This is a genomic window from Pseudomonas sp. H3_D04 (assembly GCF_054669175.1).
Map to the genome: position 1 here is coordinate 3,473,819 of NZ_CP162801.1, position 19,682 is coordinate 3,493,500.

General features: G+C 61.6%; 19 protein-coding genes. 15 read left to right on the top strand and 4 right to left on the bottom strand.

Translation table 11 applies throughout. The features are described from left to right. Window positions 1–125 precede the first annotated feature (125 nt). Together AB4N91_RS16125 and AB4N91_RS16130 are read left to right on the top strand one after the other, a co-directional pair. The gene (locus tag AB4N91_RS16125; RefSeq protein WP_010458766.1) at window positions 126–632 is read left to right on the top strand and encodes an RNA polymerase sigma factor; all 507 of its coding nucleotides are present in this window, start codon (window positions 126–128) and stop codon (window positions 630–632) included. Further along, a complete protein-coding gene (locus AB4N91_RS16130; protein ID WP_102595255.1) occupies window positions 629–1,381 on the top strand; it encodes an anti-sigma factor family protein in 753 nt (250 codons plus the stop codon). Before AB4N91_RS16125 ends, AB4N91_RS16130 begins: the two co-directional genes overlap by 4 nt. A 64-nt stretch (window positions 1,382–1,445) precedes the next feature. On the opposite strand, the gene AB4N91_RS16135 is transcribed toward AB4N91_RS16130, so the two are convergent. Next, complete coding sequence (locus tag AB4N91_RS16135) at window positions 1,446–2,282, bottom strand: IclR family transcriptional regulator (protein ID WP_083377184.1); 837 nt, start codon at window positions 2,280–2,282, stop codon at window positions 1,446–1,448. A gap of 244 nt (window positions 2,283–2,526) precedes the next feature. On the opposite strand from AB4N91_RS16135, the gene AB4N91_RS16140 reads away from it, so the two are divergent. The 8 genes from AB4N91_RS16140 to AB4N91_RS16175 all read left to right on the top strand — a co-directional run bounded on the left by AB4N91_RS16140 (window position 2,527) and on the right by AB4N91_RS16175 (window position 10,739). Further along, window positions 2,527–3,546 (top strand): ABC transporter ATP-binding protein, encoded by a 1,020-nt coding sequence (locus AB4N91_RS16140; protein ID WP_169857374.1) that lies wholly within the window; start codon window positions 2,527–2,529, stop codon window positions 3,544–3,546. Continuing rightward, the gene (locus tag AB4N91_RS16145; protein WP_010458758.1) at window positions 3,543–4,412 is read left to right on the top strand and encodes an ABC transporter permease; all 870 of its coding nucleotides are present in this window, start codon (window positions 3,543–3,545) and stop codon (window positions 4,410–4,412) included. The genes AB4N91_RS16140 and AB4N91_RS16145 overlap by 4 nt, the downstream gene beginning before the upstream one ends. 6 nt (window positions 4,413–4,418) lie before the next feature. Then, a complete protein-coding gene (locus AB4N91_RS16150; protein ID WP_077749753.1) occupies window positions 4,419–5,213 on the top strand; it encodes an ABC transporter permease in 795 nt (264 codons plus the stop codon). 7 nt (window positions 5,214–5,220) lie between these two features. After that, window positions 5,221–5,511 (top strand): (2Fe-2S)-binding protein, encoded by a 291-nt coding sequence (locus AB4N91_RS16155; protein ID WP_010458754.1) that lies wholly within the window; start codon window positions 5,221–5,223, stop codon window positions 5,509–5,511. A gap of 154 nt (window positions 5,512–5,665) precedes the next feature. Then, on the top strand, window positions 5,666–7,021 hold the full coding sequence (locus AB4N91_RS16160) for an FAD/NAD(P)-dependent oxidoreductase (protein WP_460111074.1): 1,356 nt from the start codon (window positions 5,666–5,668) through the stop codon (window positions 7,019–7,021). Then, window positions 7,018–8,133: an NAD(P)/FAD-dependent oxidoreductase gene (locus AB4N91_RS16165; RefSeq protein WP_010458750.1), complete on the top strand. Its 1,116-nt coding sequence runs from the start codon at window positions 7,018–7,020 to the stop codon at window positions 8,131–8,133. Before AB4N91_RS16160 ends, AB4N91_RS16165 begins: the two co-directional genes overlap by 4 nt. 18 nt (window positions 8,134–8,151) lie before the next feature. Beyond that, window positions 8,152–9,198, top strand: coding sequence for an ABC transporter substrate-binding protein (locus tag AB4N91_RS16170; protein WP_010458748.1), 1,047 nt, complete (start codon window positions 8,152–8,154; stop codon window positions 9,196–9,198). Window positions 9,199–9,422: 224 nt separating this feature from the next. Then, entirely contained in the window at window positions 9,423–10,739 is a 1,317-nt protein-coding gene (locus AB4N91_RS16175) for a leucine-rich repeat-containing protein kinase family protein (RefSeq protein WP_460111078.1), read from the top strand. 137 nt (window positions 10,740–10,876) lie between these two features. Here AB4N91_RS16175 and AB4N91_RS16180 read toward each other — a convergent pair whose 3' ends face one another. Next, window positions 10,877–11,584, bottom strand: coding sequence for a YebC/PmpR family DNA-binding transcriptional regulator (locus AB4N91_RS16180; protein WP_010458744.1), 708 nt, complete (start codon window positions 11,582–11,584; stop codon window positions 10,877–10,879). Between the two features lie 232 nt (window positions 11,585–11,816). Here AB4N91_RS16180 and AB4N91_RS16185 point away from each other — a divergent pair, with 232 nt between their 5' ends. Then, window positions 11,817–13,124 carry a type VI secretion system Vgr family protein gene (locus AB4N91_RS16185; RefSeq protein WP_460111082.1) on the top strand — a complete coding sequence of 436 codons (1,308 nt, stop codon included), beginning with the start codon at window positions 11,817–11,819 and terminating at the stop codon, window positions 13,122–13,124. Window positions 13,125–13,288: 164 nt separating this feature from the next. On the opposite strand, the gene AB4N91_RS16190 is transcribed toward AB4N91_RS16185, so the two are convergent. Continuing rightward, a complete protein-coding gene (locus tag AB4N91_RS16190) occupies window positions 13,289–14,608 on the bottom strand; it encodes an MFS transporter (RefSeq protein WP_460111085.1) in 1,320 nt (439 codons plus the stop codon). Between the two features lie 269 nt (window positions 14,609–14,877). Between AB4N91_RS16190 and AB4N91_RS16195 the strand changes: the two genes are divergently transcribed. Continuing rightward, window positions 14,878–15,750, top strand: a complete 873-nt coding sequence (locus AB4N91_RS16195) for a LysR family transcriptional regulator (protein WP_145309556.1) — start codon at window positions 14,878–14,880, stop codon at window positions 15,748–15,750. Between the two features lie 120 nt (window positions 15,751–15,870). Here AB4N91_RS16195 and AB4N91_RS16200 read toward each other — a convergent pair whose 3' ends face one another. Then, window positions 15,871–16,734, bottom strand: coding sequence for a LysR substrate-binding domain-containing protein (locus AB4N91_RS16200; RefSeq protein ID WP_010458735.1), 864 nt, complete (start codon window positions 16,732–16,734; stop codon window positions 15,871–15,873). Between the two features lie 115 nt (window positions 16,735–16,849). On the opposite strand from AB4N91_RS16200, the gene AB4N91_RS16205 reads away from it, so the two are divergent. The 3 genes from AB4N91_RS16205 (at window position 16,850) to AB4N91_RS16215 (ending at window position 19,649) form a co-directional block, all read left to right on the top strand. Beyond that, entirely contained in the window at window positions 16,850–17,959 is a 1,110-nt protein-coding gene (locus AB4N91_RS16205; protein WP_145309554.1) for a 2-aminoethylphosphonate--pyruvate transaminase, read from the top strand. Window positions 17,960–18,084: 125 nt separating this feature from the next. Beyond that, window positions 18,085–18,912: a phosphonoacetaldehyde hydrolase gene (gene phnX, locus AB4N91_RS16210; protein ID WP_145309552.1), complete on the top strand. Its 828-nt coding sequence runs from the start codon at window positions 18,085–18,087 to the stop codon at window positions 18,910–18,912. Window positions 18,913–19,100: 188 nt separating this feature from the next. After that, window positions 19,101–19,649, top strand: coding sequence for a cytochrome b (locus AB4N91_RS16215; RefSeq protein ID WP_083377193.1), 549 nt, complete (start codon window positions 19,101–19,103; stop codon window positions 19,647–19,649). Window positions 19,650–19,682: the final 33 nt, after the last annotated feature.

Consider the following 19,682-nt stretch of genomic DNA (forward strand, 5'->3'; position numbering starts at 1 on the left):
AGAACCAAGCAGACGTACGCCACAGAGCTTTATTCCATCGCCCGGTATTTATTTTTCCGGACGTGGAATAACCTCCAATGCCGGGCGTCTTCCTAGTCCACAGCGTAGTGACTAGTCAGAACTTCATGAACGATATCGACGAACAACTCAGAGAAATCATTCCCAGGTTGCGGCGATTTGCCGTGTCGCTGACCCGCAATCCCAGCAGCGCCGACGATCTGGTGCAGTCGAGCCTGGAGCGCGCCCTGTCGAGCTGGGGCGACAAACGCCCCGAGGGCGACTTGCGCGCGTGGTTGTTTTCGATCCTTTATCGGCAGTTTCTCGACGCCCACCGGCGCTCCCGGCGTTATGCGCGGATGCTCGAATTCTTTACCGGTCGTGACGATGCGCAACCGTCGGTAGAACGTACCGTGCTCGCCCAATCGACTCTGCAAGCCTTCGACCAACTCACCACCGAACAGCGCGCGCTGCTGCTCTGGGTGTCGGTGGAAGGTTTGAGTTATAAAGAGGTCGCCGAGATTCTCGACGTCCCCACCGGCACCGTGATGTCCCGCCTGTCCCGCGCCCGTCAGGCCCTGCGCCAACTCAGCGACGGCGAAATCACCAGCCCTTCTCTGCGGATACTCAAATGATCAGCATGCCCCCGAGCGAACGCGACCTGCACGCCTACGTCGATCATCAACTCAATGACGCCGACCGACGCCTGGTCGAGACTTACCTGGCCAGCAACCCTCAAACCGCCGCGCAAGTGCGCGCCTGGCAGCAGGACGCCCAGCACCTGCGCGCGGCCATGAGCGGCGCGTTGCACCATACGGCCAACCCGGACCTCGACCCGGCGCTGATTCGCCAGCGGATCAAACGCCAGTCGCGCCGTCATCTGGCCAGCGCCGCGGTGCTCTTGATCGCCGTCAGCGTCGGTGGACTGAGCGGCTGGCAGGCGCGGGAAATGACACTGGTCAGCGCGCAACCGCCGATGACCGATGCCCTGCAGGCGTACCGCTTGATCGCCCAGCAAGGCATTCTGCCGGCCGACTTCAAGGTCAGCGACGACGGTGACATGCAGGCCTGGCTCGACCGTTATTTCACCCGCGCCAATCGACTGCCGGACCTGACGGATTCGGGGTACAAGCCGGTCAGTGGTCGCTTGCTCAGCACCGAGCAAGGGCCGGCAGCGATGGTGGTTTACGAAGACCAGGGCGGTCACAAGATCAGCTTCTACGTGCGACCACCAGGACCGAAAAACAACCTGCTGCCTCGGGGCAGTCGCAGCGATGGCGAGTTGCAGGCCGAGTATTGGTCCGGCGCCGGCTACAACTATGCGATGGTCAGCCCGAGCGATACGCCGGCGGCGCAGAAGCTCAAGCAAACCACCCAATTCTGACCACCACCGCATTCCCCTTGAGGCTCACTCATACAGGGGAGCGGCGGTTATTTGGAGAATGCGCTCAGCCCTGCCCGAACACCTGCGAAGGCCTACGCAGCAGCGGATCAAACGGATTGATCCGCGGCCCGATCAGCGCCGCTTCGCGCTTGAGCATCTCCACCACCGTCGGCAAACGATCCGGCCCCAGGCGATCACTCACCGTGGCCACGCTCAACGCCGCCACGGCCCGTCCTTCCCGATCGAGAATCGGCACCGCCACGCCGGCCATGCCTTGCAGTACGCCAGTGTTGCGCCCGGCGTAACCCAGCGCGCGCACGTTCTCGACTTCCGAACGCAGGAACACCTCGTCGTACAGGTGAAAATCCTTGAGCCGCGGCAAGTTGTAATGGATCACCGTATCGCGCTCTTCTTCCGGCAGAAACGCCAGAATCGCCAGACTGCCCTGGCCGACGCCCAGCGCCACCCGCCCGCCGATATCACCGGTAAAGGTGCGGATCGGGAACGGTCCTTCACTGCGGTCCAGGCAGATTGCATCAAACCCGCTGCGCGCCAGTAAAAACAACGAATCCCCCAACGAAGCCGACAGTCGCAGCAACGACGGTCGCACCAGTTCGCGCAGATTCCCGGTGTTGCCGGCCCGCGCCGCCAACGCAAAAAAATCCAGGCTCAGGCGATAGCGTTTGCTGCGAGCGTCCTGTTCGACCATGCCTTCGTCCATCAGGCTGCGCAACAAACGGTGCGTGGTCGGTTGCGACAGGCCGATACGCTGGGCCAGTTGGGTCACACGCTCCCCGCCCTCGACGGCGTCACCCAGACTGCGCAACACGGCAAACAGTCTGGACACAGCCCCGACACCGACTTCATTTTTGTTTTCATTCCGCTCAGTGGAATCAGGCATGTGATTACTCGACAAAAAATTTACTCACCGAATGAAACTGAAAATAGTCATCGCTTCAGTGAAATAGGCCATTGAGCCCATCCTATTCTTCGTCCTACTCTGCGTCCAGACAGGGGCGATTCGAACAACAGCGGCAGCCGACTGAAGTCGAGCGCCAACGCACCCCGCAACATCTTTTCGTATCTGCCCATACAAAAAAGCGCGCCTTCGGGCGACGCATAACAATCTCAGGTGGAGCGCAGTCATGGCTTTTGTGCAACTTGAAGGACTCGGCAAACGTTACGGCGAGATCGACGCCGTCGTCGCCACCAACCTCTCGGTCGAGAAAGGCGAGTTCGTGTCCCTGCTCGGCCCCTCCGGCTGCGGCAAAACCACCACCCTGCAAATGATCGCCGGCTTCGTCGAAGTCAGCAGCGGACGCATCCTGCTCGACGGTCGCGACATCACCCACGCCAAACCCGCCAGCCGTGGCTTGGGCGTGGTGTTCCAGAGTTACGCGCTGTTCCCGCACATGACTGTCAAAGACAACGTCGCCTTCGGCCTGCGGATGCGCAAAGTGCCAGGCGCCGAGTTGCAGCAACGGGTGGATCGGGTGTTGAAACTGGTGCGCCTGAATCAGCACGCCGAGCGTTACCCACGGGAACTCTCCGGTGGCCAGCGTCAGCGTGTCGCGCTGGCCCGGGCGCTGGTGATCGAGCCTCCCGTGCTGCTGCTCGATGAGCCGCTGTCCAACCTCGACGCCAACCTGCGCGAAGAGATGCAGTTCGAGATCCGCCGCATCCAGCGTGAAGTCGGGATCACCACGTTGATGGTCACCCACGATCAGTCCGAAGCGCTGTCCATCAGCGACCGCGTGGTGGTGATGCAGGCCGGGCGCATCACCCAGATCGACGCGCCCTACACCCTTTATGAACACCCACGCACCGAGTTCATTTCCGGGTTCGTCGGCAAAGCCAATTTGCTGCCGGGCGAGCGTGATGGCGCGGGCGTGGTCCAGGTGCAAAGGGGCGGTGAACTGACCCTGAGTCTGCGCCCGGAAAAAATCGATCTGCGGGAGCACGGCCAAGGTCGGCTGCAAGGCCAGATCGTCAGCCGTTTCTTCCTTGGCAGCCAATGGTTGTACGGCGTCTCGACGACCTTGGGCGAACTCAGCGTGGTGCGCCGCAACGACGGCTCGGCACCCTTGACCGAAGGCACAGCAGTCGGACTCGATTGGGACGCGACCTTGCTGCGGGTACTGAGCGTGGATGAGGTGCCGGCATGAGTACGCTTGCTGCCATTCGCCAGGGACGCCAAGGGTATTGGCTGTCGGCACCGGCCCTGGCGTTGTACCTCGGCCTGCTGATCATCCCGCTGCTGCTGACTCTGGTGCTGTCGTTCAACGTCTTCGATTACAGCTCGGGGATCAACGGCGACGCCTTCACCCTCGACCACTACAGCAGCTTGCTGGGCGATCCGTACTTCTACGAGATCTTCCTGCGCACGATGTGGATCAGCGCCCTGACCACCCTGCTCTGCGTGGTGATCGGCGTGCCCGAGGCCTACATCCTCAGCCGCATGGGCGCCCCCTGGCGCTCGATTTTCCTGATTCTGATCCTCACGCCGCTGCTGATTTCGGTGGTGGTGCGTGCCTTCGGCTGGAGCCTGCTGCTGGGTGCCGACGGGCTGGTCAATCAGACCCTGCAAGCCTTTGGTGGCTCGCCGATGAAGTTGCTGTACACGCCGTTCGCGGTGGTGATTGCGCTGGTGCACGTGATGCTGCCGTTCATGATCATTCCGGTGTGGACCTCGCTGCAAAAACTCGACCCCGCCGCCGAGCAGGCCGCGCTGTCGCTGGGGGCCAGCCACTTCACGGTGATGCGCCAGGTGGTGTTGCCGCAAATCATGCCCGGCGTGCTCTCGGGCACCTTGATTGTGTTTGGTCTGGCCGCCAGTTCGTTCGCCATTCCCGGTCTGCTCGGCGGACGTCGCTTGAAGATGGTCGCCACGTTGATCTACGACCAATACCTGTCGGAGCTCAACTGGCCGATGGGCGCGGCCATCGCGGTCGCGCTGCTGTTGCTCAACCTGCTGATCATGCTGTCGTGGAACCGGATGATCGAAGGCCGCTACAAGAAGTCATTGGGATAACTCGTCATGTCCAAGAACGGTCCTTTCGCCCTGCTGTTCCATGCCCTGGTGGTGCTGTTCATGCTCGCGCCGCTGGTGGTGGTGTGCCTCGTGGCCTTCACCCCGGAAAACACCCTGAGCCTGCCGACCACCGAGTTTTCGTTGCGATGGTTTCGTGCGGTGTTCGAGCGTGCCGACTTTGTCGATGCGTTCTACAACAGCCTGATCCTGGCGTTCTGCGCGGCCAGTATTGCCACGCTGATTGCGGTGCCGGCGGCGCTGGCGATCACGCGCTTCGAGTTCCCTGGACGGGACTTTCTCAACGGCCTGTTTCTGTCACCGATCATCATTCCGCACCTGGTATTGGGCGTGGCGTTGTTGCGTCTGTTTGCGCTGATGGGCGTCAACGGCAGTTTCGCCTGGCTGATCTTCGCCCATGTGCTGGTGATCACGCCGTATGTGCTGCGCCTGGTGTTGGCGTCGGCCATTGGCCTGGACCGCAGCGCCGAACACGCCGCGCAGTCGCTGGGTGCCGGACGCTTCACGCTGTTCCGGGAAATCACCTTGCCGATGATTCTGCCGGGGGTTGCCGGGGGCTGGCTGCTGGCGTTCATCAACAGTTTTGACGAGGTCACGCTGTCGATCTTCGTCACCTCGCCGGCCACGCAAACCCTGCCGGTGCGCATGTACGTCTACGCCACCGAGTCCATCGACCCGATGATGGCGGCGGTGTCGGCATTGGTGATCGGCCTGACCGCGCTGACCATGATTCTGCTCGATCGGGTGTACGGCCTGGATCGGGTTCTGGTGGGTAAACAATGAGGGCGCCATGGCTCTGCTGAAACGACTGGCCGAAGGCGATCGCCCGGCTGTGGAATTTACCCTGGACGGCGAACCGGCCAGCGGCCTGCTCGGCGATACCTTGCTGACCGCAGTGCTGACTTGCAGCGAACACCTGCGCGGCAGCGACTTCAGCGCCGAACCCCGCGCCGGTTTCTGCCTGATGGGCGCCTGTCAGGACTGCTGGGTCCGCCTGGGCGACGGCCGCCGCGTGCGGGCCTGCTCGACGCTGCTCGAAGCTGGCCAACAAATAAGCCGCGAACCGGGACGCACCCTATGAATACATTGACTACCCGCAGAACCGGAATCCCCTTTGGGAGCGAGCCTGCTCGCGAAAGCGGTTTGTCCGCCAACACATCTGTTGAATGTGCCGCCACCATCGCGAGCAGGCTCGCTCCCACAGGGGATTTGCAGTGCTCATGGATGAGGTGGGTATGAAGGCTGTGGTCGTCATTGGCGCAGGCCCGGCCGGGATTCGTGCGGCGCAGACGTTGGTGGCGCATGGTGTTCGTCCGGTGCTGCTGGACGAAGCGGCGCGCGGTGGCGGGCAGATTTATCGACGTCAGCCGGAGAATTTCAAACGCTCGGCGGTCAAGCTGTACGGCTTTGAAGCGCGCAAGGCCAGTGCCTTGCATCAAACGATCGACGCGCTGCGTGAGCAACTCGACTACCGCCCCGAGACGCTGGTGTGGAACGCCGAAGACGGTGCGCTGGACACGGTGCATGAGGGCCGTGCCTCACGACTGGAATTCTCCCGAGTGATCGTCGCCACGGGGGCCACCGACCGGATTCTGCCGGTGTCAGGCTGGACGCTGCCGGGTGTCTACAGCCTTGGCGCAGCGCAGATCGCGCTCAAGTTTCAGGGCTGCGCCATCGGTGAGCGGGTGGTGTTCGCTGGCAGCGGCCCGTTGCTGTACCTGGTGGCGTATCAATACGCCAAGGCCGGTGCGAAAGTGCTCGCGGTGCTCGACAGCTCACCCTTCAGCGCTCAGGCCCGCGCCCTGCCCGGCCTGCTGTCGCAACCGGCCACACTCGCCAAAGGCATTTATTACCGCAGCTGGCTGACCGCCCACGGCATCCCGGTGCATCAGGGCGCAACCCTCAAACGCATCAATGGCGAACAGCGCGTGCAATCAGTGGATTGGTCCAACGCCAAAGGCGAACATCTGCTCGATTGCGACGCCGTTGCTTTCGCCCACGGCCTGCGCAGTGAAACCCAACTCGCCGATTTGCTCGGCTGTGAATTCGCCTGGAACCTACTCAACCGCGCCTGGCTACCGCAACGTGACCCCGCCGGTCGCAGCAGTGTCGCCGAGGTTTATCTGGCCGGTGATGGCGCCGGCATCATGGGCGCCGACGCCGCTGAAATGGCGGGCGAACGAGCGGCGCTGGCGTTGCTCGAAGACATCGGTTTCCTGATTCCGCCAAAACATCCCGACCACCTTGAACGCGCCCTGCAGCGCATCGGCGAATTCCGCAACGGACTGGAGCGCGCCTTCGCCTTCCCCGAGCACTGGGCCAGCGAAACCGCCGATGAGGTGATCGTCTGCCGTTGCGAAGAAGTGCTGGCCGGCGACATCCGCCAGGTGGTGCGCGAAGGTCACTGGGAAATCAATCGGGTCAAGGCGCATTGCCGCATTGGCATGGGCCGTTGTCAGGGGCGCATGTGCGGCGCCGCAGCGGCGGAAATCATCGCCTGCGAAAGCCGGCGCCCGGTCTCGGACATCGGTCGCTTGCGGGCGCAGGCGCCGATCAAACCACTGCCGTTTGGCCTGGAGGTCGAGGCATGATCGAAGTCGATGCAGTGATCATTGGCGGCGGCATTGTCGGGGCCTCGGCCGCGCTGTTCCTGAGCAAGGCCGGCCGGCGTGTTGCACTGCTGGAGCGTGACTTTTGCGGCTCGCATTCCAGCGGCGTGAACTACGGCGGTGTTCGGCGTCAGGGGCGCCCACTGTCGCAATTGCCGCTGTCGCAACGGGCCCACGAGCTCTGGGGACAGTTGCCGCAACTGATCGGCATCGACGGCGAATATCAACGCAGCGGTCACTTGAAACTGGCCCGCAGCCTCAACGACCTGAACGCCTTGCAGCACTATGCCGTCAGCAGCCAAGGCTTCGGCCTCGATTTGCAGCTGCTCGACCGCCATCAATTGCGCGCGCGGTTTCCGTGGGTCGGCGACGTCGCGGCCGGCGCATCGTTTTGCCCGGACGACGGCCACGCCAACCCGCGCCTGGTGTCCCCCGCCTTTGCTCAAACGGCCCGTCGGCACGGCGCGCAAGTCCATGAACAATGCGCCGTCACAGCGGTAGAACACGACGGTCAGCGCTTTCGCGTCCGCACGCAAACCGGCCTCGAATTGCACGCGCCCTGGCTGCTGAACTGCGCCGGGGCCTGGGCCGGACGCCTGGCTGAACAATTCGGCGAAGCGGTGCCGATGCACGCCGGCCACCCGGCGATGCTGGTCACCGAGCCGTTGCCATGGGTGATGAATGCCAGCACCGGCGTCGAGGGTGGCGGCATCTATGCGCGTCAGGTAGCACGTGGCAATTGCGTGCTCGGTGGCGGCCAGGGTTTTGCCCTCGATGACGCTCGCGCACGGCCCGGCCAACACGCCGTGATCGAGATCCTGCGCCAGGCCGTCGAACTCTACCCGTTTCTTCAAGGCGCCCAGGCGATTCGCACCTGGAGCGGTACCGAAGGCTACTTGCCTGATCGCCAACCGGTGATCGGTCATAGCAGCACTCAACCCGGTCTGTTGCACGCCTTCGGCTTTGCCGGTGCGGGTTTCCAGATCGGTCCTGCGGTGGGCCAGGCGCTCACCGAGATCATCTGCAGTGGCGCCTCCAAGACGCCACTGGATGCGTTTTCCATCACCCGGTTTCACTCCATCTCCGTTGCTTGATAGAGGAAGGTCGCGCCAATGAATAACGTCAAACGCACTGCACTGCTCGGTTTCTCCTGTCTGACTGCCCTGCTCACGGTCACCCAGGCACAGGCCGAACCCACGCTTTATCTCGGCATGAACGGCGGGACCATGGAGCGGCTCTACGCCGACAAGGTGCTGCCGGCGTTCGAGAAAGCCAACAACGTCAAAGTGGTGATCGTACCGGGGACTTCCGCCGATATCCTGGCCAAGGTCCAGGCCAGCAAAGGCAACCCGCAGATGCACGTGATGTTCCTCGACGACGGCATCATGTACCGCGCCATCGCCATGGGCTTGTGCGACAAACTCGAAGACAGCGCACCGCTGGCGCAGATTCCGGCCAAGGGTCGCATCAAGGATCAAGCGGTGGCGGTCAGCCTCGGCGTGACCGGGCTGGCGTACAACACGCGTCTGTTCAAGGAAAAAGGCTGGGCGGCGCCGACCTCGTGGATGGACATGGCCGACCCGCGCTTCAAGGACAAGCTGGTGTTCCAGTCGATGGCCTCCTCGACCTTCGGCCTGCATGGCTTCCTGATGTTCAACCGGATTCAGGGCGGCAGCGAAACCGACGTCGAGCCAGGCTTCAAGGCCTGGCCGAACACCGTCGGCCGCAACGTGCTGGAATACATTCCGAGCTCGGCGAAGATTTCCGAAATGCTCCAGACCGACGAAGCCGCGCTGTTCCCGCTGACCCCGACCCAAGTCACTGCGCTGAAACTCAAAGGCATGCCGGTGGAATACGCGCAGCCCAAGGAAGGCGCCGTGGTGCTCAACGTGGCCGAGTGCGCCATCGCCAACAACACGCAGCCGGAACTGGCACAGAAACTCGCGGCGTTTTTGCTGACGCCGCAAGCCCAGGCCACGGCGCTGGAGGATGGCGACCAGATCCCGTCCAACCCGAATACGCCGACCACCGACAAAACCCGGGGTCAGGTCGAGGCGATGAAACAGTACCTGACCACCGCGATTGCCGTTGACTGGGACCAGGTCAATGAGCAGCGCCCGGCGTGGAATGCACGGTGGAATCGCAGTATCGAACGGTAGTGACTGACACGCCGCATCACCCCGTTGGACTGCTAAGCAGCCCAACGGGGCATTCTGCTGAGGGCGAGCGCCCATTATCCGTCGGAAGGTTTATTGCACACGGTTGGTGAAAGTCGGGCCGCCGTAAATTGTGTGTTGCAGCACCGGCTGCACACCTTTGCCGCTATCATGTCGCCCATTTCCAAGCCCCCGCGCCCTCCCCTCGATCAATAGCGAACCCGCCCATGGATACCCTTGCCCAACTGCGCGCCGGTCAACTGACAGGTATCACCCGCCTGGACCTGGCCTGCGGCCTGACTGAATTTCCGCGAGAAATCTTCGACCTGGCGGACTCGCTCGAAGTGCTCAACCTCAGCGGCAACGCCTTGAGCCGGCTGCCAGATGATCTGCACCGCCTGGCCCGCTTGCGCGTGCTGTTTTGCTCGGACAACCTGTTCACCGAACTGCCCGCGTGCCTCGGCCAATGCACCGCATTGACGATGATCGGCTTCAAGGCCAATGCCATCGAGACGGTGCCCGCCGCTGCGCTGCCGCCATTGCTGCGTTGGCTGATCCTGACCGATAACCGCCTCAGTGAATTGCCCACCGAGTTGGGTCAGCGCCCACACCTGCAAAAACTCATGCTCGCCGGCAATCGCTTGCAGCGCCTGCCCGAAAGCCTGAGCCAATGCCATCGACTCGAACTGATCCGCATCGCCGCCAACCAACTGACTGAGCTGCCCGAGTGGCTGCTGACCCTGCCAAGCCTGACCTGGCTGGCCTATGCCGGTAACCCGCTGGAAACCGAAGCCGATGCCGCAGCCCTCGATGCCACGGCGAGTATTGCGTGGTCCGAGCTGCGCCTGGAGCAACAGCTGGGCGAAGGTGCTTCGGGAGTGATTCATCGGGCGGCGTGGGAGCAACCGGGTCAACCGGCCACCCAGGTTGCGGTCAAACTCTACAAAGGCGAAATGACCAGCGACGGTTCACCGCTGCACGAAATGAACGCCTGCATTACCGCCGGTCTTCACCCCAATCTGATCCGGGTCGAAGGCCGAATCGTCGGGCATCCCGAAGAGCAGGCCGGGCTGGTGATGCAACTGATTGATCCGAGTTATCGCAACCTGGCCGGGCTGCCGAGCCTGGCGTCCTGTACCCGTGACGTCTATGCCGATGGCACCCGTTTCAGTGCGCACGTAGCACTGCGCATGGCCCGCGCAATCGCCTCGGTGGCCGAGCATCTGCATCACCAGGGCATCACCCATGGCGATCTCTATGGCCACAATATTTTGTGCAACGAGCACGGTAATTGCCTGTTGGGGGACTTTGGCGCGGCGTCTTTCCATGCGACGTGCGACAGCCTTGAAAGCCGTGCGCTGCAACGGATCGAAGTGCGGGCATTCGGGGTGTTGCTGGGGGAATTGCTGGAGCGGATCGACTCTGGGTTGAGTGATGAAAGGCGTTTACAGCTGGAGGCGTTGCAGCAGCGCTGCTGCCAGCCGCAGGTGCTGGCGCGGCCGGGGTTCAGTGAGATAGGACAGGCGTTAGCCGCGTTCAACTGAGCTAAAGGCAAGTACAAAACCTGTGGCGAGGGAGCTTGCTCCCGCTGGACGGCGCAGCCGTCCCAAAAACGACGGCTGCTGCGCACCCGAGCGGGAGCAAGCTCCCTCGCCACAAATAGAATTACAACCGGTTCGGCTTAACCCGCCAAACCCACAAACATATCCTGCACATCATCATGGTTATCGAGGCCTTCCAGGAACGCCTCGACTTCAGCCATCTGCTCATCGCTCAAACCGCTTACCGGGTTTTTTGGCTGATACCCCAATTTGGCCGACAACACGGTAAAACCTTGCTCAGGCAGCGCTTTCTGAACGGCGTCCAGGTCCGCAGGGTCGGTCAGGAACAGGGTCGTGCCCTCTTCGTCTCCTGGCTCGAAATCCTGGGCTCCCGCTTCAATCGCAGCCATTTCCGGATCGGCGTCAGGGCTGTCCGGAGACGCTTCGATCATGCCCACATGGTTGAAGTCCCACGATACCGAACCGGAAGCGCCCAACTGGCCCTTGCGGAAAGCCACGCGGATTTCCGCGACGGTGCGGTTGATGTTGTCGGTGACGCATTCAACGATCAGCGGCACCTGATGCGGAGCGAAACCTTCATACGTCACACGATGGTATTGCACGGTTTCGCCCAACAGACCCGCGCCTTTCTTGATCGCACGATCCAGGGTTTCCTTGGGCATCGAGGCTTTTTTCGCCTGCTCGACCACCAGACGCAGGTGTGCGTTGGTGGCGGTATCGGCACCGTTGCGGGCAGCAATAGTGATTTCTTTCACCAGTTTGCCGAAGATCTTGCCCTTGGCGTTAGATGCCGCTTCTTTGTGTTTAACCTTCCACTGTGCGCCCATTACTCACTCTCTTATCTGTGGCGCCGAGACATCTATTGGCCGACGCTTTGCGCAAGTTTATACGGCCTAAAGTTGGCAATCGACCAAAAAATCCACCCCGGCTCACCGGCATGACCAATCGACTTCTTCACCGGCGGTTGTAGGGCGATTCTGAAATGTTCACTTGCGGTGACCATAAAGGCCCGTGGTTTCGTACCCTCTGCGCCCATATTCCATGGCAGAAGCGCGTTCGATGCACAACGACAAGGAAAGTCCCTACACCCTGACCCTCCTGGACAGTGGATTGACTCTGCAGGTGTTGCAGTTCAGTGGCCGAGAAAGTCTCAACCAGCCCTATCGTTTCGAGATCGAAGTAATCGGCCTGGCACCCGCCATGAACCTCGAGCAGTTGCTGCAGCAACCGGCGTTCCTGAGCCTGAGGGGTGACAGCGGCATTCACGGCATCTTGCACAGCGCCAGTCGCGAGCACCGTGGCCCGCACCGAATCGGCTACCATCTGGTGCTGGTGCCTTGGTTGCAGCAACTGGACCAACACCCTTGCCGTCGGGTTTTTCATCAACTCGACGCGCCCGCCATCCTGCGTCAGTTGCTCAGCGAAAACGCGATCGCCGAAGACAGCTTCCGTTTTGAACTGCCCAACGGACGCTATGCGGTGCGACCGTTCTGCATTCAGTTTGATGAGACCGACCTGGCGTTCCTGCAACGGCTCTGCGAAGAGGAAGGCATCCACTATCACTTCGAACATCAGCACGACGGCCATGTGCTGGTGTTGGCGGATGACAGCCTGAGCTTTCCCCAGGAACCGCTGCTGATGCCCTTTCACGGCGAGACGGCCGACCCCGCCAGCGTGCCGGTGATCACTGAGTTGTTCCAGCGCCATGCCTCGCCTGCACCGCAACAGCTCCAGCGCGAGCAATCGAGCCGTCGATCACTGGAACGGCTGCGCTGCCGGCATCGGCAGATTCAGGGGCAAAGCAATCACAGTGATTTGCGCGGCGGATGCATCGTGCAAGTGTCGGAACATCCCATCGCGAACTTCAACGACCAATGGCTGCTGACCGAGATCCGGCATCAGGGCCGACAGCCGTCGATTCTCGCCGAGGACACCGACAAGCTCCGGCGTTACAGCAATCAGTTCAGCGCGATTCCGTGGTCCACGGTGTTCCGGCCAGCGCTCACACAGGCCAGACCGAGCATTCCGGGCTATCAGAAGGCGCGAGTGCTGGGCGCTGTCGGGCAACCCGCGGTGCTGGATGCTCAAGGGCGGATTGAGGTCCGGTTGTGGCCCACCGCACAAGCCGACGACAAGGAATCCACCGGCCTCTGGCTACCCGTGGCCCTCGCCACGCCGGACGGTCGGATCGACCCGTCCAGGCTGCCGCTCGCCGGTACCGACGTGCTCATCAGTTTTCTCGACAGCGACCCGGATCGTCCTGTGTTGTGTGCGGCGGCGAGCAACCCGCCAGCGCCTCGACCCACTCGCCAGCCACGCAGCGATGGCCTTCTGTTGCTCGATTGGCTGGTCAACCGTCGGGACTGATCAGCCCTTGTCAGCCTTGCCAGCCGCCGCGAACCTGGTCAGGCGCACATCCACAGCGCTTTCGCGAGCAAGCTTCGCTCCTGCAGGTTCCTGTATGTTTTTACGGCACGCAGGACCAGGCCTCCAGCGCCTGTTTCAGCCAGAAAGGTCTCATCGGTTTTTCCTCAGGTACGCAGGGGTTTTACGGTCATCGCCTGGTTAGGCACGGAAGCGCTTTCGACGCGCAGGCCAGTCGGACGGCTGTTCCAGTGGGGGATCAGCACCAGGGCGGAAAACAATGCGCAGCCGGCGAAGACGATGAACACGGTGACCGAGTCGAAGTAACCCGGCAGCAATCCGCCGAGAATTGCCCCGACCGAGCCGCAACCGTTGACGAACCCGGCGGCCGTGGCGCCCGCCTTGGCGGTGCCGAAATCAATCGCTGCCGCCCCGCTGATCATCGAATCCGGCCCGTACAAGGTCAGGCCCATGACAAACAGCAGCGCCACCACCCACAACACGCTGCCGGTGTGCAGAGCGCCCATGAACAGCGCCAGGGAAACGGTCAATGCCAACAGACTGATCACGCAGGCCGGCATGCGCCGGGCGCCGAACAGTTTGTCCGAAGCCAGCCCAAGCAGGATCGGCCCCAGCAGCCCGGCCAGTTCAAACGCGGTAGGAATGATTGCCGCGCCCACTTTGCCCACCGAGGGCATCTGCTCGAAGACGATCACCGGCCCCCAGAGCAGAATCGCGTAGCGCGCCGGTTTCAAAAGGAAATACGCCAGGCCCAATACCAGCACCGTGCGGTTGCGCAGGATTTCCTTTAACGGTTCAAGCACGCTGGTCTTGCTTTGCGCGCAGGCCTCTTTCGTTGTCAGTTCCGGCTCCACTGCGGGCAAGCCGACGTCTTGCGGTTTATTGCGTTGGAAAATAAGAAACAGCACGGCGACCAGCCCAACCACTGCCGCACTGGAAATGAACGCCGCGTGCCAGCTGCCGATGAGCGTATACGCCCACCAGCCGGCAAACGGCGAGGCCACCAGACCGCCAAAGGCGTAGCAGGAACTCCACAGCCCCAGCACCCTTCCGCGCTGCCGGGCAGGGAAAAAACTGCCCATGTTCTTGCACAGCCCCGACCATCCGGTGGACTGCGCCAGGCCTTGAATCAGCATGCAGGTGGCAAAGATCGGTAACGTCGCGAAACTGCCCATCACCAGGGCGGCCGCCGCGGAAATGAGCAATCCGCCAAGCACCACGACCCGAGGGCCAAAGCGGTCGGCGAGGATGCCCCAAGTGAATTGACCGAAGGCGTAGGCGGTCAGGTAGAGGGCGTCGAGGTTGGCCATGGCCATTTTGTCGAGCATGAAGGTGGGGTCTTCGGCGATCCCCAGTTTGGCCACGGAAAAGGCTTTGCGGGTGAAGTAGAAAGCGGCGTAGGCGAGCCAGGTGATCGCGAAGATCTGCACGCGCCACCGCTTGATGGTGCCGATGGAATTGTTCATTGTGATTTCTGACCTCAGGGTGTGAGTGTGCCGGCAGAAATTGAGAAATAACGCCTGTTTTTTTATTGTTGAGCACTTCGATACCGCTGCTTCCCTGAGGCGATACCGGTCAGATGAGGCCTGTAACTGCACGCGCAGGCTCATGGCCACCGACGCTGTTCGACTGATCAGTCACCGGGGCTCAGTTCGATAAAAACAATTACTGATTAATAAGTGAAATCGATTTATCGTATTTCCAATATAGGCTCGACTTGTTACTGGAGGTTTCGATGTCGGTTTCCCACGCCCAACTCAAAGCCTTCCACGCCGTGGCCGTCCACGGAAGCTTTACCAAAGCCGCCGAGCGGCTTTTTCTTACGCAACCGGCGATTTCCGACCAAGTGCGCAAGCTCGAAGAGCGCTTCGGGGTGTTGCTGTTTCACCGCAACAAACGCTCGGTGCGCCTGACGGATCTGGGCGAGCGCTTGTTGAGCATTACCCAGCGCCTGTTCGTCATCGAGGACGAGGCGCAGGAGCTCTTGCATGACTCCCGGGCCTTGCAGACCGGCAGCCTGATTCTCGCGGTGGATGCGCCGGTGCACGTACTGCCGCAGATTGCGCGTTTCTGTGAACGCTACCCCGGCATCAGCGTAAAAATCGAAACCGGCAACACCGACGAATCTCTGTTTCGCCTGTTCAACTATCAGGCCGACCTGGCGTTGCTCGGCCGGGATGTGAGTGACGAGCGGCTGATCTCGCTGCCGCTGCGCAATGACCCGATGGTGGCCTTCGTTTCACACAATCATCCGTGGGCGAATCGCGAATCGATTTGCCTGGCGGATTTACACGACACGCCCCTGGTGCTGCGGGAAATCGGTTCGGTGACGCGTCAGACACTGGAAGAGGAAATGGCCCAGGCCGGGTTTTCCATCCGCCCGGCGATCCAGGTTGAAGGCCGGGAAGCGGCGCGTGAGGCGGTGGTCGTGGGGATCGGGGTGGGCGTGGTGTCCGCCGCCGAGTTTGGCGCGGATTCGCGGGTGTGTGCGTTGCCGATTACCGATTGCACACGGCGATTGACAGAGACGCTGGTGTGCCTGCGCGAGCAGAGTTCACGGCGGGTGGTGGCGACGTTTCTGGAGATGGTGCGCGAGAGTCTGGTGTAGGCAGGTCTGGCCTCTTCGCGGGCAAGCCTCGCTCCCACAGGGGTTTATGCTGGCCGCAGATCTTGTATACGACGCATAACCTGTGGGAGCGAGGCTTGCCCGCGAAGGCCGCGCCTCGGTTTATCGGATAGGCGCCAACTCAAAAAACGCCCGAATCAAACGCAAATCCCGCCGCCGTTCCATGCACCCGATCATGTGCCGGTTAACCAGCCCTTCACCCAAAATCGGCACTGCCGCCACCCGCGGGTCATGACTGACCTCAACCGAAGACACCACGCCAACCCCCAACTCGGCGGCCACGGCCTCGGTCACCGCCTCGCGACTGTCCAACTCCAGCAACACCCTCGGGTTGACCGATGCCGACGCGCAAGCTTCATCGAATGTCCGCCGGGTAATCGAACTCGGCTCACGCAACACCATGATCACCTGATCCAGCTCCTTGAGCTTCACGCCCTTGGACGCCTTGGCCCAGGGATGACTGTCAGGCACCAGCGCGCAAATCCGTGATTCGCTCAACGCTTGCAGATGCAGGCCTTTGCGCGGCTCGACTTCAGTCAACACCGCCACGTCGGCATGCTCGGACAACAACGCTGCCAGGGTTTCCTGAGCATTGCCCAAGCGCAGATTCACGGTAATTCCGGGGTATCGCGCGCGCAGACTGGCGAGCATCGGCATCACCATGTGCGGCCCGTCCGCTGCGACTTCCAGGCGCCCGGTCAGCAACTGTCGATTCGCTTCCAGCAGCACTTGCGCTTCTTCGGCCAGGCCAAACATCGCCCGGGTGATCGCCGCCAGCTTGGTGCCCTCCTCCGTCAGCTCCACGCGTCGCGCGGTGCGGCGCAGCAAGGTGATTTGATAATGCTCCTCCAACGCCTTGATGTGCCCGGTGACCGCCGGTTGGCTGATGAACAGCCGCTCGGCCGCACGGGTGAAGCTGCCTTCGCGGGCCACGGCGTCGAAGGCTCGAAGCTGGAACAGGTTCATGAATAACTCTCACTGATGGCTGGCATAACAACAAACAATTTGATTGATAGCACCCGAAATTGCAATTTATGCCCCGTAGCTTCATCCCACAGAGAGCTTTTGCGAGGACACAAGAATGAGCACTGCCGAGCCAATCCTGCTCACCCCCGGCCCACTGACCACGTCGGCCCGCACCCGTCAGGCGATGATGGTCGACTGGGGTTCATGGGATGACCGCTTCAATCAACTGACCGCCAGCCTGTGCGAGCAATTGCTGGCAATCATCAACGGCGGCGACAGCCACCACTGCGTGCCCTTGCAAGGCAGCGGTACGTTCGCGGTCGAAGCGGCCATCGGCACGCTGGTGCCTCGCGACGGCAAAGTGCTGGTGCTGATCAACGGCGCCTACGGCAAACGCCTGGCGAAAATCTGCGAAGTGCTCGGGCGCTCCTTCAGCACCTTCGAAACCGCCGAAGACGAACCGACCACCGCCGCCGACGTCGACCGTCTGCTGCACGCCGATGCCAGCATTACCCACGTTGCGCTGATTCACTGCGAAACCAGCACCGGCATCCTCAATCCGCTGCCGGAGATTGCCCACGTCATTGCGCAACACGGCAAACGCCTGATCATCGACGCCATGAGTTCCTTTGGCGCGCTGCCAATCGATGCGCAACAGGTGCCGTTCGACGCGCTGATCGCCGCCTCGGGCAAATGCCTGGAAGGCGTGCCGGGCATGGGTTTCGTCTTTGCCCGCAAAGACGCACTGGCCAACGCGGCTGGCAATTCGCACTCGCTGGCGATGGATTTGTTCGACCAGCACACCTACATGGCCAAGACCGGCCAATGGCGCTTTACGCCGCCCACCCATGTGGTCGCCGCGCTGCACGAAGCCTTGCTGCAATACAACGAAGAAGGTGGTTTGCCGGCGCGGCATCAGCGCTATGCCAACAACTGCCAGGTGCTGCTCGATGACATGGCCAAACTCGGCTTGCGCAGCTTCCTGCCCGCCGCGATCCAGGCCCCGATCATTGTCACGTTCCACGCGCCGAAAGACCCGCGCTATCAGTTCAAGGAGTTCTACGAACGCGTCAAGGCCAAGGGTTTCATCCTCTACCCCGGCAAATTGACCCAGGTCGAAACCTTCCGCGTCGGCTGCATCGGACACGTCAACCAGGCCGAGATGCACGCAGCGGTAGCGGCGGTGGCCGACGTACTGCGCGAGATGGAAGTCCTCGAAATCTGAATGGGCAGGCACCGCTGATCCTGTAGGAGCGAGGCTTGCCCGCGAATGCAGACGACGCGGTTCTTCGAACACACCGAATTATCGTTCTTCGCGGGCAAGCCTCGCTCCTACAAGGGACACAACACATGAACTACAACAACCCAACCAAACTACAGGCCGCCATCCTCGACTGGGCCGGCACCGTGGTCGACTTCGGCTCGTTCGCGCCGACGCAGATTTTTGTCGAAGCCTTCGCCGAGTTCGACGTCCAGGTCTCCATCGAAGAAGCCCGCGGGCCGATGGGCATGGGCAAGTGGGACCACATTCGCACCCTGTGTGATCAGCCGGAAGTTGCCGAGCGTTATCGCACCGTGTTCGGCCGCACCCCGACCGACGATGATGTCACCGCCATCTACAAGCGTTTCATGCCGCTGCAGATCGAGAAAATCGCCGAGCACTCGGCGCTGATTCCGGGTGCACTCGACACCATCGCCAACCTGCGTCAGCAAGGGATCAAGATCGGCTCCTGCTCCGGCTACCCGAAACAGGTCATGGACAAGGTGGTCGAACTGGCCGCCACCAACGGTTACGTGGCCGATCACGTGGTCGCCACCGACGAAGTGCCTAACGGCCGTCCATGGCCGGCACAGGCCTTGGCCAACGTGATTGCGCTGGGCATCGACGACGTCGCGGCCTGCGTGAAGATCGATGACACTGTGCCGGGTATTCTCGAAGGACGTCGCGCCGGCATGTGGACCGTGGCGCTGATCTGCTCCGGTAACGCGCTGGGGCTGGATTACAAAGGTTTCCGCGCCTTGGGCAGCGAGCAACTCGACAGTGAACGCAAACGCATCCACGCGATGTTCGAAGGTTCGCGGCCGCACTACATGATCGATACCATCACCGACTTGCCGCAAGTGATCGCCGACATCAACAAGCGTCTGGCCAAGGGTGAGATGCCACAAAGCAGTTGATAACGTTTACTGATTCATAAAAAAGCGCCAGCTCCGTTTCGGAACTGGCGCTTTTTTTGGGCGATCACTTGAGCCAGAGCATTGAATGCCCAAACAGCCACAGGCAAATCGACCAAAGCGGTTTACAGTTAAAAAACACCGTCGAACAAGAACGTTGGGCTTTTTGACCAGACTGTGAGGAACACCGTATGCCCTGGAAGAACTCCGAATCACGCTACAGCACTGTATCGATCACGCTGCATTGGTTGATGCTGGTCCTGCTGGCGCTGGTTTACGCCTGTATCGAATTTCGCGGGATCTTTCCAAAAGGCAGCGGTGGCCGGACGCTGATCACCGAATCGCACTTCATGCTCGGCTTGACGGTGTTCGTATTGGTTTGGCTGCGGTTGTTCGCGCGCAGCCTGGGCCCGGCACCACAGATCTTCCCGGCCTCGCCCCGCTGGCAGACCGTGCTGGCCAGACTGATGCACTGGGCGCTGTACATTTTCATGATCGCGATGCCGATACTCGGTTGGCTGGTGACCAGCGCCAAGGGGCATCAGGTGATGTTTTATGGCGTTGACCTACCGCTGCTGATCCCGGAGGACAAGACGCTGGCCAAGCAAATCGAGGAATGGCATGAACTCGGCGGCACCATCGGCTATTGGCTGATCGGCCTGCACGCGGCGGCGGGGATTTATCACCACTACGTGGTGCGCGATAACACGCTGCTGCGGATGATGCCCAAGCGCGGGTGAAAAACACTGATCCCTATGGCGAGGGGGTTTCAG